14 protein-coding genes are annotated in these 17,976 nt (G+C 43.8%); 10 read left to right on the top strand and 4 right to left on the bottom strand.

The window, feature by feature from the left end:
* Window positions 1-39 precede the first annotated feature (39 nt).
* A complete protein-coding gene (locus BLP33_RS24100; protein ID WP_090533995.1) occupies window positions 40-936 on the bottom strand; it encodes an AraC family transcriptional regulator in 897 nt (298 codons plus the stop codon).
* 239 nt (window positions 937-1,175) lie between these two features.
* Between BLP33_RS24100 and BLP33_RS24095 the strand changes: the two genes are divergently transcribed.
* From BLP33_RS24095 to BLP33_RS24080, 4 genes are all read left to right on the top strand, one after another.
* Window positions 1,176-2,210 carry an aldose epimerase family protein gene (locus tag BLP33_RS24095; RefSeq protein ID WP_090533993.1) on the top strand — a complete coding sequence of 345 codons (1,035 nt, stop codon included), beginning with the start codon at window positions 1,176-1,178 and terminating at the stop codon, window positions 2,208-2,210.
* Between the two features lie 65 nt (window positions 2,211-2,275).
* Window positions 2,276-3,661, top strand: a complete 1,386-nt coding sequence (locus BLP33_RS24090; protein WP_256382339.1) for a sugar porter family MFS transporter — start codon at window positions 2,276-2,278, stop codon at window positions 3,659-3,661.
* Between the two features lie 14 nt (window positions 3,662-3,675).
* A complete protein-coding gene (locus BLP33_RS24085) occupies window positions 3,676-7,014 on the top strand; it encodes a DUF5107 domain-containing protein (protein ID WP_090533990.1) in 3,339 nt (1,112 codons plus the stop codon).
* A gap of 15 nt (window positions 7,015-7,029) precedes the next feature.
* Window positions 7,030-9,243, top strand: coding sequence for an alpha-galactosidase (locus tag BLP33_RS24080; protein WP_254780245.1), 2,214 nt, complete (start codon window positions 7,030-7,032; stop codon window positions 9,241-9,243).
* Window positions 9,244-9,486: 243 nt separating this feature from the next.
* On the opposite strand, the gene BLP33_RS24075 is transcribed toward BLP33_RS24080, so the two are convergent.
* A complete protein-coding gene (locus BLP33_RS24075; protein WP_090533986.1) occupies window positions 9,487-10,485 on the bottom strand; it encodes a hypothetical protein in 999 nt (332 codons plus the stop codon).
* Window positions 10,486-10,783: 298 nt separating this feature from the next.
* Between BLP33_RS24075 and BLP33_RS24070 the strand changes: the two genes are divergently transcribed.
* Window positions 10,784-11,572 carry a helix-turn-helix domain-containing protein gene (locus BLP33_RS24070; protein ID WP_090533985.1) on the top strand — a complete coding sequence of 263 codons (789 nt, stop codon included), beginning with the start codon at window positions 10,784-10,786 and terminating at the stop codon, window positions 11,570-11,572.
* A 19-nt stretch (window positions 11,573-11,591) separates the two neighbouring features.
* Here the strand turns inward: BLP33_RS24070 and BLP33_RS24065 are convergent, their stop codons facing one another.
* Window positions 11,592-12,086 (bottom strand): DUF6265 family protein, encoded by a 495-nt coding sequence (locus tag BLP33_RS24065; protein ID WP_090533983.1) that lies wholly within the window; start codon window positions 12,084-12,086, stop codon window positions 11,592-11,594.
* Window positions 12,087-12,298: 212 nt separating this feature from the next.
* Between BLP33_RS24065 and BLP33_RS24060 the strand changes: the two genes are divergently transcribed.
* Window positions 12,299-12,733 (top strand): pentapeptide repeat-containing protein, encoded by a 435-nt coding sequence (locus BLP33_RS24060; RefSeq protein WP_090533981.1) that lies wholly within the window; start codon window positions 12,299-12,301, stop codon window positions 12,731-12,733.
* Between the two features lie 383 nt (window positions 12,734-13,116).
* Here BLP33_RS24060 and BLP33_RS24055 read toward each other — a convergent pair whose 3' ends face one another.
* A complete protein-coding gene (locus tag BLP33_RS24055) occupies window positions 13,117-14,994 on the bottom strand; it encodes a M1 family metallopeptidase (protein ID WP_090533979.1) in 1,878 nt (625 codons plus the stop codon).
* 146 nt (window positions 14,995-15,140) lie between these two features.
* On the opposite strand from BLP33_RS24055, the gene BLP33_RS24050 reads away from it, so the two are divergent.
* The 4 genes from BLP33_RS24050 (at window position 15,141) to BLP33_RS24035 (ending at window position 17,926) form a co-directional block, all read left to right on the top strand.
* Complete coding sequence (locus tag BLP33_RS24050; protein ID WP_090533977.1) at window positions 15,141-15,377, top strand: hypothetical protein; 237 nt, start codon at window positions 15,141-15,143, stop codon at window positions 15,375-15,377.
* 189 nt (window positions 15,378-15,566) lie between these two features.
* Window positions 15,567-16,127 (top strand): NUDIX domain-containing protein, encoded by a 561-nt coding sequence (locus BLP33_RS24045; RefSeq protein WP_090533975.1) that lies wholly within the window; start codon window positions 15,567-15,569, stop codon window positions 16,125-16,127.
* A 39-nt stretch (window positions 16,128-16,166) separates the two neighbouring features.
* On the top strand, window positions 16,167-16,898 hold the full coding sequence (locus BLP33_RS24040; RefSeq protein ID WP_090533973.1) for a lysophospholipid acyltransferase family protein: 732 nt from the start codon (window positions 16,167-16,169) through the stop codon (window positions 16,896-16,898).
* 554 nt (window positions 16,899-17,452) lie between these two features.
* Window positions 17,453-17,926: a ribonuclease H-like YkuK family protein gene (locus BLP33_RS24035; RefSeq protein WP_090533971.1), complete on the top strand. Its 474-nt coding sequence runs from the start codon at window positions 17,453-17,455 to the stop codon at window positions 17,924-17,926.
* Window positions 17,927-17,976: the final 50 nt, after the last annotated feature.

Raw genomic sequence — 17,976 nt, 5'->3', positions numbered from 1 at the left:
GCATTTCTCGCCGCCGGCTTTAACCCGACCTGCGCCGGCCTACCGCTTATGTGTTTTCCTGTACTTTGACGGCGACATGCCAATCAGCTTGGTAAATAGCCTTGAAAAATAATAAGGGTCGTCAAAGCCCAGTTCTGAGCAAATTTCCTTAATGCTCCTGTCGGTAAAGTACAGGTACTGGCAGGAGGTTTGAATCTTGAGCAGGTTAAAATAGTTAATAGGTGATGAGCCTGTTTTTTGTTTAAACAGCCGCAAATAATGTGATGCCGAAATTCCCTGCTGTTTTGCCAAATGCATCACTTCAAACTTTTGACTGATGTGTTTTTTCATATAAGCGATGGAGTTGCTCACAAAATCGTTATCATAATCAATCGGGTTGGTTTGCTTATAATAAACCAGCGAGGAGATAAAATTGAGCAGGTTGATGTTAACGATCTCCATTTCTTTTTCATGATAGCTGTGTTCAAGCACGGCGTAGATCTGTTCGTAAAGCTTGATCCGGCTGCTGTCGTACGGAACAGATTGTACCACAGGCTGCCCGTTTTCGAGCGAGCGCTCATAGATCAGGTGCGAATTTAGCCCGCTGAAGTGTACCCAGTAAATGCTCCAGGGATTGGTTTCCGAGCTTTTATAACGATGTGCCACGTTACGGGGGATAATGAAAAAAGTATTGGGTTTAAGGGTGTGGTCCTGGCCCCCTAAATAAACATAGCCTTCTCCATCAACGCAATAAAGAAAAATATATTCGTTGCTGCCTGTACGGCGTTCACGGTCATGAAAGGCCGCCTTGGGATAATAGCCGATAGCGGTAAGGTAAAAGCCTTTGATCAAAGCATTGCTGGTGATGGCTTTTTTTATGTTTGGTGGCAATACGATCATTTTTTGACCGATAAAGCCTTCTTTGATCCGTTTTTTAGGTTCGGCTATCACATTCATAACGTTGCTGTATAACTGGCGATTAAAGGTATTTATTTTTTTTATCCCGGCAAGATTTTAATACCTGCCGGCAAATGATAGTATTATCCATCACTTTTTAAAGAATATCCATTTTTTTAACACCTGTTTCATAGTAGGTTTACCAAAACCAATTAGGGCTAAAACAAGTCAGGCAAATTATCTGGCTGTTTAATGAAGCTGATAACTTATGAACAAACAATTTAAATATCTGAACGTACATGGCTGTTAACACCACAACCCGTTTATGGGGGCAGCATAACGGTCATAACGTTTATCTTTTCAAAATTGAAAACGAGAAGGGGGCCTATGTTGAACTTACCAATTACGGCGCGGCCATTGTATCAGTTGTGGTGCCCGACAGGCTGCGGCACTTTGAAAACGTGGTGGTTGGTTTTCCTGACCTGAGCGGGTATTTAACCGATAGCTGCTACATCGGCTCAACCATAGGCCGGTACGCCAACCGTATCAGCAGGGTAAAATTTCAGCTCGAAGGCGAAACTTTTCACCTGGATGCCAATGAAGGTAAAAATTCCAACCATGCCGGTAAAAGCGGTTTTAACTATAGGGTGTTTACTGCCGAAGCTTTTGATAATGGCGTAATGATGACCCTGACCAGCCCTGATGGCGATGGGGGTTATCCCGGTAAGTTGGAGCTTATGGTTATCTATACCTGGAGCAATGATAATGAGTTGCTGATCAATTATAAAGCTACTACCGACAAAGCTACGATAGCAAATTTTACCAATCACGCTTACTTTAATTTATCGGCATTTAAAAGTAAGATCTATAACCACAAACTTACCCTGCTGTCGGATAGTATTGTGGATTTGCACGAAGATTATACGCCGAGCGGGGCAATTATACCAGCCGGGCAAAAGGCTTTCAATAATAACAAGCTGGGCGATAAATTTAATATAGATGAAAACCGTGTTGAGGGCCTTAACCTGTTTTACATTATCAACACTGGAGACAGGGAGAACGGCTTAACTTATGCCGCTCTTTTAACCGACGAAGCATCGGGCCGTGCCCTTAAAGTTTATACGGATTATCCCGGCGTGTTCCTGTACACCGGTGATTATTTAAGCAGCACTACGCCTATACATACTGGCCAGGGGGCGAAACCTTTTGATGCGTTGTGCCTGGAGTGTCAGCATTATCCGGATAGCATCAATCATCCTGATTTTCCGCAGGCTGTATTGCGGGCAGGCGATGTATATAACCAAAGTATTTTATACAAGTTTGGCACCCTATGAAGCTGAAAGCAAAAGGCAGAAAGCCCAAAGCTTATTTAATAACGGACTGTAATTAAAGTAAATTTATACAGAGAGAAGAAACTAACCAATATCAAATGACCATCGATTTTAAAAAAGAAGTAAAATTTAACAGCGGCTATATTATAGGGATCTCCTTTATATCGGCACTGGGCGGTTACCTGTTCGGCTTTGATTTTGCCGTAATATCGGGTGCGCTGCCGTTCCTCCGCAAGGAGTTTGCGCTTGACCCTGTTTGGGAGGGCTTCCTTACCGGTTCCCTGGCGCTGGGCTGTATCGTGGGCTGTATCATAGCCGGCCGCATTGCCGAAAAATACGGCCGTAAACCAGGCCTGATGGTTGCGGCGTTTATTTTCGCGGTATCGTCACTGGGTATTGCCTTTTCAACCGGGCTCACTTATTTTATCATTCTGCGTTTTGCAGCGGGCATAGGGGTAGGGATGGCATCAATGCTTTGCCCCATGTACATTGCCGAAATTTCTCCGGCACAGGTGCGCGGGCGTAATGTAGCTATCAACCAGCTTACCGTGGTATTGGGCATCCTGATCACCAACCTGTGTAACTATTTTTTGGCCGACAGCGGCGATAATGCCTGGCGCTGGATGTTTGGTTTGGGCACGGTACCTGCCGCGGTATTTTTATTAGGGGTTATAGCCCTGCCCGAAAGCCCCCGGTGGCTGATCAAGGCCGGTCGGCACACTGATGCCGAAAAGGTGCTTTACAAAATAGGCTCCGAAGGTTTTGTGACTTCAACACAGCAGGCCATTGAAAAATCGCTTAGCGGCGTAAAAAAGCAATCGTACCGCGCCGTATTTGAAAAAAGCGTACGCCCCGCCGTATTGATAGGTATTACACTGGCTGTGTTTCAACAGTTTTGTGGCATCAATGTGGTGTTTAACTATACTTCAACCATTTTTGCCTCGGTGGGTTCAAGCTTAAACCAGCAATTGTTTGAAACTGTATCCATTGGTATAGTTAACCTGGTTTTTACCTTGCTGGCCATGTGGCAGGTTGATAAGCTCGGCCGTAAGCCGTTGATGCTCATTGGTTCATTGGGCTTATCCATATTTTATATTGTATTGGCTTACCTGCTGCAAAATCACCTGGCGGCCGGGCTGGTATCCATATTTGTGTTGCTGGCCATCAGCACTTACGCGCTTTCACTTGCACCTATAACCTGGGTACTTATTTCAGAGATCTTCCCTAATAAGATCCGTGGCGCTGCATCAACAGTGGCCATTGTATCGTTATGGGCTGCCTATTTTATATTGGTGTTCACCTTCCCTATACTGGCTAAGGTGCTGGGCACTTACGGGCCATTTTATATGTACGCGGTGATCTGCTTTTTAGGCTTTTTGTTTGTGCTTAAAAAAGTGAGAGAAACCAAAGGTCAAACCCTTGAAGAGTTAGAAGAAAATTTAGTAAGACATTAATAATCATAAGCCACATGAATAATTTGTATGTAAATGTTTGGGAAGAGAAGGTAGTTATCCCAACCTACGGTATAGGGAAGCCCGATAAAAATCCCATGTTTTTTGAAAAGCGCGTTTACCAGGGTAGCAGCGGCAAGGTGTACCCTAACCCGGTTATCGAAAAAATTTACGACGAAAAAGAAGATAAAGAATACGCAGGCCTTTACCTCGAAAATAAATACCTCAAAGTACTCATCCTGCCCGAGCTTGGCGGCCGTATCCAGATGGCTTATGACAAAATCAGGGACCGCCATTTCATTTATTATAACCAGGTAATTAAACCGGCATTGGTAGGGTTAACCGGCCCCTGGATTTCGGGCGGTATTGAGTTTAACTGGCCACAGCACCACCGCCCAAGTACTTTTGAGCCGGTTGACTATAAGATTGAAGAAAATGCCGATGGCAGCAAAACTGTTTGGGTTAACGAGGTTGAGCGCATGTTCCATACCAAAGGTATGGCCGGTTTTACGCTGCACCCGGATAAGGCTTACATCGAAATAAAAGCGAAGCTCTATAACCGCTCGGCCCTGCCGCAAACTTTTTTATGGTGGGCAAACCCGGCGGTGAAAGTTAATGACGATTACCAGTCGGTTTTTCCGCCTGATGTGAACGCGGTGTTTGACCATGGTAAGCGTGACGTATCAACATTCCCGATAGCTACAGGTACTTATTATAAAGTTGATTATTCGCCGGGTACAGATATCTCAAGGTATAAAAATATCCCGGTGCCAACGTCGTACATGGCTATCAACTCCAACTATGATTTTGTGGGCGGATATGAGCATGACAGCCAGGCCGGTTTGCTGCACGTAGCCAATCACCATGTATCGCCCGGCAAAAAACAGTGGACCTGGGGCCACAGCGATTTCGGCGTTGCCTGGGACAGGAACCTAACCGACGAGGATGGCCCGTACATTGAGCTCATGACAGGTATGTTTACCGATAACCAACCCGATTTTACCTGGTTGATGCCGCACGAGGAAAAACATTTTACCCAATACTTTATGCCATACCGCGAGCTTGGCGTAGTAAAAAATGCTACCAAAGATATCCTGCTGGCACTTGATTATAAAGATGGCAAACTACTATTGAAAGTTTACGTAACCGGCGAGCAAAACAACCTGAATATCAAACTGCTGCATGATGGCAAAGTATTATTGAGCGAAAAAGTTTGCATTGTACCAGAACAGGTTTATACCCGCGAGATGGCTGTTAAAGATATTAACGAGAATCTTTTGCTGCTTACTGTACATTCGGCAGTGGGCAAAGAACTCATCAAATATGATGCAGCAAGCAATAAGTTGAACAATATCCCGGAGGCAGCTAAACCAGCTTTATTGCCTGCCGATGTGGAAAATAACGAGCAGTTATTTTTAACCGCGCAGCATTTGGAGCAGTACCGCCATGCTACTTATAGCCCGGTACCTTATTATGAAGAGGCCCTGCGCCGTGACCCGAAAGATATTCGCAATAATAATGCTTTAGGCTTGTGGTACCTGCGCCGCGGACAGTTTGCTAAAAGCGAGCCTTATTTCCGCAAGGCGGTTGAAACCATCACCCAGCGTAACCCTAATCCTTATGATAGCGAGTGTTATTACAATTTAGGTTTGGCGTTGAAATTCCTCGGCAAAAAAGAGGATGCTTACAAAGCATTTTACAAAGCCACCTGGAGCAATGCCTGGAAAGATAGCGGCTATTTTTCGGTAGCGCAGATAGACCTTGAAAACGGCGATTACGAACTGGCGCTTGATCACTCGCTGTCGTCATTAGATAGAAATGCCAATAACAGTAAAGCCTATGTTTTGCGCTCGGCGGCTTTCCGTAAGCTCGGGCGTTTTGAAGATGCTGTCGAGGTAGCTACAGCGGCAATAAAAAGGGATGCGTTTAACCTGGGCGCTCTGTTTGAGCTGGTTTATGCTTACAAAGCTTTGGGTGATGAAGAAAAAGGCACTGCCACCCTTAATGAACTCATTAAACTATCGCGCGGTTATTACCAAAACTACATTGAATACGCACTTGATTACGCCAATGCAGGTTTGTACCAGGAAGCTACCGATTTGTTGAATTATGCGGTGAACGGTGATGTTACCAGCCCGATGGTATATTATTACCTGGGCTACTTTGCTATCCAGATGGGTAATAAGGAACAGGCATCAGCACGCTTTAAGCTGGCCTCAGCTGCCGATTCGTACCTGTGCTTCCCCGATAGGCTGGAAGAGATCAGCGTACTGAAACTGGCCGCTGAGCTCGTGCCCAGCGATGCCAAAGCACCTTATTATTTAGGCAACCTGTTTTATGACAAACTGCAGTATGATGATGCCATCGCGACCTGGGAAACATCGGCAGAGCTTGATGATACTTTCCCAACAGTATTCAGGAATCTGGGTATAGCCTATTATAATAAACGTAATGACCCGGCAAAAGCTTTAATTTGTTTTGAAAAAGCCTTCGCGCTGGATAGAACAGATGCCCGTGTACTGATGGAACTTGACCAGCTTTACAAAAAGCTGAACTATTCTGCAGAAGCACGACTGAATTTTGTTGAAGCTAATCTGGAGACTGCCAAACTTCGTGATGATGTTTATTTAGAGCGTGCAACGCTGTATAACTTTTTAGGCGAGTACCAAACCGCGTTTGAACAGGTGGTGCAAAGAACATTCCACCCATGGGAGGGCGGCGAAGGCAAAGCTTCGGGGCAATATGTTGCAGCTTTGGTTGAATTGGCCAAGCAAAACATCCGCGATGGCAAATACAATGAAGCCATTGAACAGTTAACACAGGCACAAACCTACCCACATAATTTAGGCGAGGGTAAACTATTCGGCACACAGGAAAATGATATCTTTTACTGGCTGGGCCAGGCCCATGAAGGCCTGCAGCAAACTGAACAGGCAAAGGCTTATTTTGAGCAGGCAGCCATAGGTTTGGAAGACCCGACAGCTGCTGTTTTTTATAACGATCAGCAGCCTGATAAGATCTTTTATCAGGGTTTAGCTAAAAAATGTCTGGGTGACAGTACATCGGCCGAACGAATCTTCAAAAAACTGCTTAATTATGGTATCGGGCACATGGATGATAACGTAAAAATTGATTACTTTGCCGTCTCGCTGCCAAATTTGCTCATTTTTGAAGATGATCTGCAGGTAAGGAACCGCGTGCATTGCTACTTTTTACAGGGACTGGGATACCTCGGTTTACGTGATTTCGAGCAGGCACAAAAGGCCTTTACCGAGGTTCTGAAACTTGATGCCGGGCACTTTGGAGCAAGGATACATCAAAACATGATAAACCAAATTACCGAAGCAGCCGGTTAAACCAAAAAATCACACGTGAGAACTACTCAAAGAAAAACTTTACCACTGGGCCTGCTTTTCGCAGGCTCAATGCTGTTGGCCGGCAGGGCAGCAGCGCAGGATGTAACCATCCCTGTTGAAACACAGCACATTGCTATTGTATTACAAACCGATGCCGAAAAACACCTCAACATGGTGTACCTGGGTGCAAAGCTTGCCAATACAGCCGAGTATGCAGGCATCTCAAAAATGTACAAACAAGCCGATGATTCGGGCGTACAAAACGATGCTTACACACCATCAGGCTCAGCCAGTCTGGGTGAGCCGGCTATTACAGTTACCCATGCCGATGGTAATAAATCATTAAACCTAACCTACGTAAACCATACGGTAAGCAAGATTGATGATGATATTTCATTACTGGTAGTTACCATGAAAGATCCTGCTTATGATTTTGAAGTAAAGCTATACTACAAAACCTATTTTAAAGAGGATGTTACCGAACAATGGTCGGTAATAAAGCATAACGAAAAGGGGATAGTGACACTTGATAAATATGCATCTGCCAATTTAAACCTGAAGGGTAATACTACCGGCGGTTTCTGGTTAAAACAATACCACGGCAACTGGGCTATGGAAATGCAGCCCGAAGAAGCCCGTTTAACCCATGGCATTAAAACTATCGACAGCAAATTGGGTACCCGTGCCAACCTGTATGAGCATTCGATGTTCGCCATATCAATGGATAAACCTGCTACCGAAGATGAAGGCAAAGTGCTTTACGGGGCTATGGAATGGTCGGGCAATTTCAGGATTGATTTTGAGCTGGATGTGGCCAATAACCTGAAAATTATTGCAGGGATCAACAATGCCGCTTCCGAATATCATTTAAAACCAGGTGTTGAATTTACTACGCCAGCTTTCCTTTACACTTACTCTGATCATGGTAAGGGCGACGCCAGCCGCAAGCTGCAAAGTTGGGCACGCCAATACAAAATTGTTGACGGTAACGGCTCAAGGCTTACCCTGCTCAATAACTGGGAATCAACCTATTTTGATTTTAACGAGAGCAAACTTGCCGGCCTGCTAAAAGATACCAAAAAGCTGGGCGTCGACTTGTTTTTGTTGGATGACGGTTGGTTTGGCAACAGCCACCCGCGTAACGGCGATAATGCAGGTTTGGGCGATTGGCAGGAAAATAAACAAAAGCTTCCAAATGGCATCAGTTCGCTGGTAAAAGAAGCGCAGGCCAATGGTGTAAAATTCGGCATCTGGATTGAACCGGAAATGGTTAATCCTGCCAGCGACCTGTACAAAGCCCATCCTGATTGGGTGATTAAACAGCCCAACCGTCCTGAAAAATACTTCCGTAACCAGTTGGTGCTTGATCTGGCTAACCCTAAAGTGCAGGATTTTGTATTTGGCGTGGTTGACGGTCTGTTCACCAAAAATCCTGATTTGGCTTATATCAAATGGGACTGTAACGCGGTAATCTATAACGCGTATTCAGCATACCTGAAAAAAGACCAGTCGCACATTTATGTTGATTATGTGAATGGTTTATACAATGTATTGAAACGCGTTCGTGCCAAATATCCTAAAGTGCCTCTGATGCTTTGCTCGGGCGGCGGCGGAAGGGTTGACTATGGTGCACTGCAATACTTTACCGAGTTTTGGCCAAGCGATAACACTGATCCGCTGGAACGTGTATTTATCCAGTGGGAGTATTCATTCTTCTACCCGGCAATCACCAGCTCAAACCACGTTACCGATTGGGGCAAACAACCCATCAAATTCCGTGTGGATGTAGCCATGATGGGTAAAATGGGCTTTGATATTGTTATTGGCAAACTAAGCGAAAACGATTTGAGTTTCTGTCAGTCGGCGTTGAAAAACTATGACGGCTTAAAAGATGTGATCTGGCACGGCGACCAGTACCGCTTAGCTTCGCCATGGGATAACGACGCGGCATCTATCATGTATGTAAACGACGATAAATCAAAGGCAGTAATGTTTAACTACCTGGTGAATAACCGGTACGGCTCGGGTACCAAAGTGCCTGTACGCCTAAAAGGCCTCGACCCTAATAAAAAATACCGTGTAAAAGAAATTAACCTTTATCCGGGCGCGGGTTCGGTTTTAGGCAAAGAGGATTTAACTTTTACCGGCGATTTCCTGATGAATGTGGGTATTAATCCCGGAAACAGCGCTTATCACACCAGTGTAGTGTTGGAGTTGGAGGCGATTTGATAAAATCGATTTGATATTATAAAGAAGCCCCGGAGCATTAATTGTTCCGGGGCTTCTTTTATTTAGGGGGGGCTCAAAGATATGTCATCCATCGCTGCAGCAAGGCTTTGCCCGGTGCCCCCTTTTTTGTTTGTCATGTTGTTTCAACACCCCACTCGCTAAGCAATCGCGCTGAGCAAATCGGCTACTTGTCCTGTGGGGTGCCGAAACAAGGTCGGCATCACGACGGGGATTTATAGCCTGTTATCTCAACTTATCTGTAATATCAAAATGCTCAACCCTTGCAGCGCCCAGCGGCAGTTTGCTGCAGGCAGAGTAGAAAATATAATCCTTATCCTCAGTAATACCCGGTAGTAGTTTGTTAATAACCTTCCCGATCTGCGTGTTCTCGCTTTTTACCGCGTTGGTATCGGCAATGTTTACTTTGGTTGTATAAAAAATTACCGGGAACCAGCCGTGGCTGTTTTTCTGATTGCCAATCCGGAATACCCGCGGTTCGCCTGCAACACCATCAATTACTACCGGGAAACGGTATTGTTTTACTGTTGCCTCGGCAGCATCCTGGAATAATTTGCCTGCATCGGTATCGTGTTCGTATTGCCAGTAGTCGTTAGGGGCGGTACATTGTAAAGCAAGCTCAAGGGTTAAACGGGCATCGGCAAAATGCTGTTTATTGTATTTCTTTTTTCCCAGCTCATAAAGCTCCGGGGCTGTTTTGCCATTAATTTTATAAGTATTTACATTTACCGAGGTTAGTTTCCAGCCATAATCGTATTTGGCATACAGAGCGGTAATCATTTCCTGATTAGGCAGGTTTTTATCCTTTGGCAAAAAAAGCGCCATGTACATTTCATGGGTAATACCATTATAGATCATTTTATAACTGTTAATGCCTGCCGACGGATTGCCTATGGTATCTGTACTGCGATGTTTATTTACAATGTAATATTCATCGTAAATATCATAGTCGGCAGTTTTAACAGCGTTGCCTACCAAGTCTATTTGCCTTAGATTTGACTTGTCGTCCAGCATCTCCCGCGATTCCATATTGCTGATATCATCACTGTTGCCGGTACGGAGGTCATGGAGCAGTTGTTCGTTAAGTTTGTGGAAATCGTCGCGTTTACCGCCGGGAATCTGGTCGTTTCGCCATGCTCCCGGCTGTTTAATACAGCTTTGTAATGATATAGCCAGTAAAGCGAAGGGAATGAGTTTAATTGTGTTTTGGTATAGGGTTTTCATATTATCCGTAATAATATGAAAAAACACTCAATTGTACTATCGCCACTGGTTTATGAATAATCAAGCTTTTGCATAACGGGATATAGCGGTTGGCTGTTTCACTTTAAGCAGATAAAATCCGGTTTGGAAAAGTTAACATTACTGACATTTTACTAAAGAATCCTGCCAGTTTATGTTAAATATTTATGGGTATCATAAAAAATGGTTTCTTTTGAATTTGCCTTTTCACAACCTGTGGCTATATTGCTTTTAATTACCAAATGTGTTGCGTTCCCTTACAAGAGGAACTGAAATTTATATGGAAAACTTCAATGAGATTTTTGATCTGGAATACTTCTTTCGCTTGTCGCCCGATTGGTTATGTGTTGCCGGGTTTGATGGTTACTTTAAAAAAATTAACCCGGCTGTTTCCAAAACTTTAGGTTATACCGAAAGCGAACTGTTTGCAAGGCCTATCGATTCATTTGTTTATCCCGAAGACAGAAGCATCACCGCAAGTAAACGTGAGAGTATAAAGAAAAACAATCCGCTGTATAATTTTGAAAACAGGTATGTAACCAAAAGCGGAGAAATAGTATGGCTTTCATGGATCTCGATGCCGGTACAAAAACAGCAGCTGGTTTTTGCTATTGCCAGGAATATTACCGACAAAAAGAAACTGGAAGAATTTAGCAAAGTATCACTCGTATCGGTAAAAAATAACGAAATTGAAAGAGGGGCGGAGTTAAGTACACATAATCTAAAGCCAATCAGTGAACTTTCTATTGCCGATCAGCTTTGGCTTTATGAGCTTGAAACGCTGGTAAGAAAATATATTGGAAAAGTTGATTTGATCATTGTATTGTTAAGTAATGAAATGGGTTTAAGTGAAAGACAACTGCACCGGCGCATAAAAAACACCACGGGTATTACGCCAAATAATTATATCCGGCGAATCCGTTTACTGATGTCGATGGAGGCAATCAATAGTGGTAAATACCGTACCGTGGCCGAAATATCTTATATAGCAGGGTTTGAAACCCCGGCTTATTTCCGGAAACTGTTTAAAGAATTTTATGGTCGTGATATAGCCGAATTTTTGCAATAGATATAAAGCCACTCCTCTCTTATTTGACCCTTTTCATTGGGAATTGTATTGCCTTTTGCCTGCCTTTCCTTGTCTCCGATATTTCGGCCACCAACGAGTCGTTAGTGATTTGGGTATAGGTTATTTTTTGCGGAAAATCATGTTCCGGATTTTCAAAAACGAGGTGTTTGTTGTTAGATGAGGTAAGCGTAAAAGTTACCGCTTTGCCGCCATTTTGATTTTTTACCGTTGGGATATAGTAAAGCTTGCCTTTATGTTGCTCCAGTCGGATATGTTCGGATGATACCGTATCTGCACCAGTCAACGAATAGCTTCTGCCGATAAAGGTGCTGTCGTTAAGCTTTTTCCATGTTTCAATATCCACTGTTTTTGCCGATTGATTTTTCCAGCTGCCGATCAACCATTTAGCGTGTGAAATAGGATTGTATTTTTGTTGCGCATAAGATGAGGTATGAGCAAGTGTAATAAAGGCCACAACAAGCAGTAGTGATTGGATATAACGAAGCAGGATCATGGTATTTTGATAAAGTATTTGAATTTACGAAATTATATATCAGTATGTATTCAAATTTCAGGCAAAGGCACTAAGCCGCAAAGATTTTAACTTAGCGCATTTGCGACTTAGCGACAGCACAACCTTGTCGCAAATACACCCGTTATTTGTCGCGTGTATAACCTTGCTTTGGCGTTCATTTTCAGCATCTTTGAATAAATCAATAATGAATCATGGAAAACTCAACAGCTAACAGCCCCGAAGTTATTGTTATAAAAGAAACTCAAAAGGTACTTGATGTTAAATGCGCTCTGCTTAATGGTTCAAGCTTTGAGCAAACGATGATGAACAATGCAAGCTTTAAGGATGTTTGTATAACCGGGCTTAAAATTGAAGATGCCAATTTGAGTGACCTGGAAATAAAATACGCCCAGCTTGGCGGTGCTTATATCCATGATATAGGTATGCCGCCCGAAGGTCATCCGGCTTATGATCCTGCTGCAAAACAACGCCCCCTTAAATTTGAGAACTGTGACCTGCAGGGCAGCACAATAACCGATTGCAACTTAAGTGGTGTTGATATTACCGATTGTGATATAGCCGGTATGAAAATCAATGGGATTGATGTGGGGGAACTGCTGAGGGCATATCAGAAGCAGGGGGAATAGTGAATGTGTATGGCGCATACATCATGGTGCTCTGCGAGTTTAAAATTGCTTGTGGTTTGAAAAGTCGTCGTGTTTTGCCCCCTCTGGGGCAAGGATATTCTATAACTGTACAAGCTACAAACCTTTTGCACCTCTGGTGCACCTGTCCTTGGGCAATTAATACATGTTTATTAAATTATAAAAATCCCGCGGAGGGGAAAAAGGTTTGTAGAAATAAGGTCACACCCCTTACCCGAACCCGAGAGGGGGGCACCGCGTGCTATTGAACAGTGAGCCTGCATAGCGTATACATCAGGATCCTCTGTGAGAGATCCTGATGGGACGTTTTTTGGGTTATCACATTATTAGCTTTCGGCTTTCGGCATTTAGCATTTAGCTTTCAATTATTTAGGAGCCACCCACACATTATCCTTTTTATTGCTATCAGGATCATAGGTAGTACCAAGTACAATCTTTTTAACCGCTTTTTTTGCAGTGAAATTAACTGTGGTTGTTTTGTTACCGGTAGACCAAACAGCAATACTTTTGTGTATCAGTTCGGAAGTGCCATCGGTATAACTAATGGTTAGGTTAACGGGGATGGGCTTACTGCCAACTTTAGTAATTGTGGCAGCATATTTTAACCCGGCGTTAGTCACTTTGCTGATGGCGAGATCGGTTACGCCATTGTCAAAGAACCAGGCTTTCCAAAACCAGTTAAGGTTTATGCCCGAGCCGGTGTTCATACAATTAAAAAAGTCGTACGGCATAGGGTGTTTGCCGTGCCACTGGGCAATATAGTAATGCAGTGCCTTGGTAAACAGCTCGTCGCCAAGCATATCTTTTACATATAAATAGCCCAGGCCTGGTTTGGGATAACTGTCGGTAAAACTGGCTGGGCCAGTGAGCATAGGTGTAAGTGTCATTACCGGCACGTCAACCTCGTGGCCGGCGCTTTGTTCAACTGCGGCAACACCATATGGGTCAACTATAGAAGGATCAATCTCCGGACTTACCAGCCATTCGCCTATGGTTGCCCAGCCTTCATCCATCCAGCCGTATTTGGTTTCGTTAATGCCCATGTAAAACGGAAACATGGTATGAAAGATCTCATGATCGGTAAGCTCAATGGCATCGGCCTTATCTTCCAGCGGATTATCATTCACCATCATCGGGTACTCCATTTGGTCTAAACCATCAAAAACGGTTTCATGCTGGTATGGATACGGCCATTTCGGAAATTTGTAGCTCATCACCTCAACCGTTTTGCGGGCATAATCAACTACTGCATAATAGTCTTTATGATTTTCGTTAAATACCGCATCAACGCGGGTACGCCTGCCGGTTTTCGGATCAACCACCAGGCTCGATGCTTTCCATAAATAATGGTTGCTGGCAGCAAAAACAAAATCGGTAACGCTATCAGCCTCAAACTTCCAGGTGTTAGTTGGATTGTTTTTGGTGATGTTGCCCGCTTTAATATCATCTTCGGTAATAATATCACTTACCTTATTACTTGCGCCGGCATCAGCAATGCGTTTAACGATCCGGCTGTCGTAAACGTCGCCGGCGTTTTTCAGATCGCCTGTAGCCCAAACTTTATAGTCGCCGGGTATGGTGATCTCCGCGCTGAAATGGCAAAAATCGTTATAAAATTCCTGTGAGCCAACGTATGGATAATCGTTCCATCCATCAATATCGTCATAAACTGCTATACGCGGGAAGAAATAGGCAATGAAGAATGCACCGGTATCAACTTGACCGGTGCGGATATGTGAGCCCTTGTTTAATGTATAAGCATAGCTGATATCAAAATGTGCTTTTTGCTTTGGAGCGATAGGGGGAACACGCTGCGTCATGTTTGTGCCGTTGATACGGCGGGTTTTAGCGCTGTCAGGCGTTTTATTATCTATGCTAAGGCTTTTGATCTGTACCCCATCGGTCAAGTCACCTGCCGAAACCTGCATTTGACGTGCCGAACCCTTTTTATATAAGTTGGGGTACAGTTTAAATTGTACCCGCTTTAACGTATCGGGGCTGTTGTTAACATAATCGATACCAACTGTCCCGCTTAACAAGCGGGTTTTAGGGTCGAAATTTACCTTTATCTTATAGTCGGCCGTGTTTTGCCAGTAATTTTTGCCGGGTGCCCCGGTTGTGGTGCGCGTTCCTTTGGTGTAGGTTTTTTGCAAGTTTACAGCTATGGGTAGGCTTTGCTGGGCCAATGCTGCAGTACCGCTCAATAATAAAGCAAAAGGCAATAATTTTTTAATACTGATCATTTATGCGGATATATATAAGTTATATTTGATGTAAATATAATAAACCGTTACAGAACCCGGTAAGCGATAATTTGTATCGCCGGTATGTTACAGGGCAAATCAACTCACGGTTTTGAGTAGTTTATCCATTTATATAAATAGTATCCATGACTGCCGAAAAAATGATCATTGTAACCGGTAAGCAATACCTTGAGCTAAAACAAAGTTTAGAAAGCGGCGAGGGGCTTACCTATAATATAGGTACTGATAAGCATCCCGAAATGGTTAAGATCACCAACATTTATATGGACACTGATCCCGACTTTACCCGCAACCCCCGCCAGTTTGCCCGGATGCACGAAGACCTGAACGTGCAAGTGAAACTGGAGTATGTAGTGGAGTAGATAAAAAACAAACGAACCAGGGATTGGTTTTGTGTGTCAGGAGGTGAGGAGAAATCTTCTACGCCATGTTTTTACAGGTTTAGTTGTAGGGCCTGATATAGAAGATATCTCTTTCGCGCCATTACTCACAACCTGCGCTGCTCTGTCGAAATGACATTTTTTTAATAAAAAGATGTCTATTTTTAGGCCATGCATCACCCTGAAGATAACCCCTGGAAAATAACGTCCCAAAAAAATATCTACGATAACCCCTGGATCAACCTAACCGAATACCAGGTTATTAACCCTTCCGGTAATCCCGGTATTTATGGTAAAATACATTTTAAAAATGTGGCGATTGGTGTTTTACCCTTAGACGCTGAACTAAATACTTATCTTGTAGGGCAATTTCGCTTCGCATTAAATCAGTACAGCTGGGAAATGCCGGAAGGTGGTGGCCCTGAAGGTACGGATCCGCTCGAATCGGCCAAACGTGAATTGCTTGAAGAAACCGGGTTAAAAGCCTCTCAATGGACGGAGATCCAGCGCCTGCACCTCAGCAATTCAGTAAGCGATGAGTTGAGCATATTGTACCTGGCCCGGGGCCTTGAGCAGTTTGAAGCCGAACCCGAAGAAACCGAACAGCTGATTATCAGAAAAGTGCCTTTTGCTGAAATTTACCGTATGGTTTGCGATGGCGAGATTACTGATTCCATGACTGTGGCCGCGGTACTTAAAGTGCGACTGTTGCTAACAGAAAACCGTTTGTAAATTATTGCATTACTGAAAAAAATATAACTTTGCCCATTGATGAAGAAGTTATTAGGTTATATCCTGTCGCCCTTTGCCATAATTGCATTTTTTTTAGCCCTGGTTATTTTTCAGCCCATCCAGTGGATCTGCTTTCGTTTTTTTGGCTATGCCGCGCACAAACGTTCGGTTGATATCCTGAACTTATGCCTGTTCCGCACTTTTTATATCATTGGCGATACGGTAACTTTTATCAATAAGCAAAATTTGCCGATGGGTAGGCCAATTATATTTGTGGCCAATCATCAAAGCCTGCTCGATATCCCCCCGCTTATTTATTACCTGCGCAAGTATCACGCCAAGTTTGTTTCTAAAATAGAGCTTACCAAAGGGATCCCCTCTATCAGTTACAATCTGAAACACGGCGGCGGTGCTAATATCGACAGGAAAGACTCCCGCCAATCCATGACCGAAATGATAAGTTTAGGTGAGCGCATGAAAGCCAATAACTGGTCGGCAGTGATCTTTCCGGAAGGTACCCGCTCTAAGGATGGTGTAGTACGGTCTTTTCAGCCGGGAGGTGTTGCCATGCTGCTAAAAAAATGCCCTGAAGCATTGCTGGTGCCCATCGCCATAAAAAATAGCTGGAAGGTTGTACAATATGGCTTTTATCCGCTTAATACTTTTATATCCATGACCTGGACGGTACTTGAACCGATTGAGCCCGGTAAAACCTCGATTGGCGACCTGGTATTGGAAGCCGAGAACAGGATCAAGGCTGCGTTGTCCTGATTTCGGATCTCGGAATTTCGATTTTGGTTTTTTTTATTTTTGGCTCGCGCGGATAAAAAGCGCGGGATTGAGCGATTCCCTCCCTTGGGAGGGTGTAGGGAGGGGTTTCATAGACTTGTTTACATCGTCAAAATAGCGGATAAACCCCTCCCTGCCACTACACTTCTCCAACGCACCCCTCCCCAAGGAGGGAATTCGAACCTCTTCCGAACACCCCAACTGGTCGAAGTTTAGCGATAGCGTAATTTCGTCCTAAAATGCCTTAAGCTTTCAGCTTAACTATACAATCAATTTACTTTTCCGCTTCCGCAAGCAGAATGCTTGCCCGGTTTTGGGACGAAGTTACGCTATCGCTAAACTTCGACCAGTAAAAAAACTCCTTCCTCTTTAATTTCGAAATCCCAAATCCGATATTCGAAATGCAACCAACCTGTTAATAATCAGGTAAATGTTAACAAATAAATCACACGTTATTTACGTTAATATGAAACGTTATCGCTTATTTTTATAGACCCATAAAAGAGGTCGCCTAAAATTTACCTAAAATAATTTTTATGACCTGGAGAAAATTCAGCGGCGAAGTAATCCAATCGCCCATTATGGAAGAGGTTGAAAAGGCAATTGAACGCGAAGCCCTCCTTGGCAACAAGCTAAAAGTATGTATCGGCACCGACTCGCAAGTTAAAGGATCCGTAACGGATTTTGCAACGGTGATTGTGTTTCTGCGCGAAAAACGCGGCGCTTTTATGTTCATACACCAGGAGCGTACTTCGCAAAAAATGAGCATTAAAGAAAGGATGCTGAGCGAGGTGCAGAAGTCTATCGACATTGCTTACAAGCTTTGCGATTTGCTCGACCTGTATGATGTGGAGCTTGAGGTACATGCCGACATTAACACCAACCCGATGTTTAAAAGTAACGCGGCCCTGCACGAGGCTATGGGTTACATCCTGAGCATGGGTTTTGTGTTTAAGGCCAAGCCCGAGGCTTTTGCAAGCTCATACTGCGCCAATAAAATAGTGCAGTAAATTTGCCGAAACCCAAAGCGTGTATCTATATTTGATATTAAAACATATCA

Origin of the sequence: Mucilaginibacter sp. NFR10, assembly GCF_900100445.1 — a bacterium.
Classification (GTDB): domain Bacteria; phylum Bacteroidota; class Bacteroidia; order Sphingobacteriales; family Sphingobacteriaceae; genus Mucilaginibacter; species Mucilaginibacter rubeus.
The sequence above is the reverse complement of the archived record's forward strand: the minus strand, read 5'-3'. Positions and strand labels throughout refer to the sequence as shown.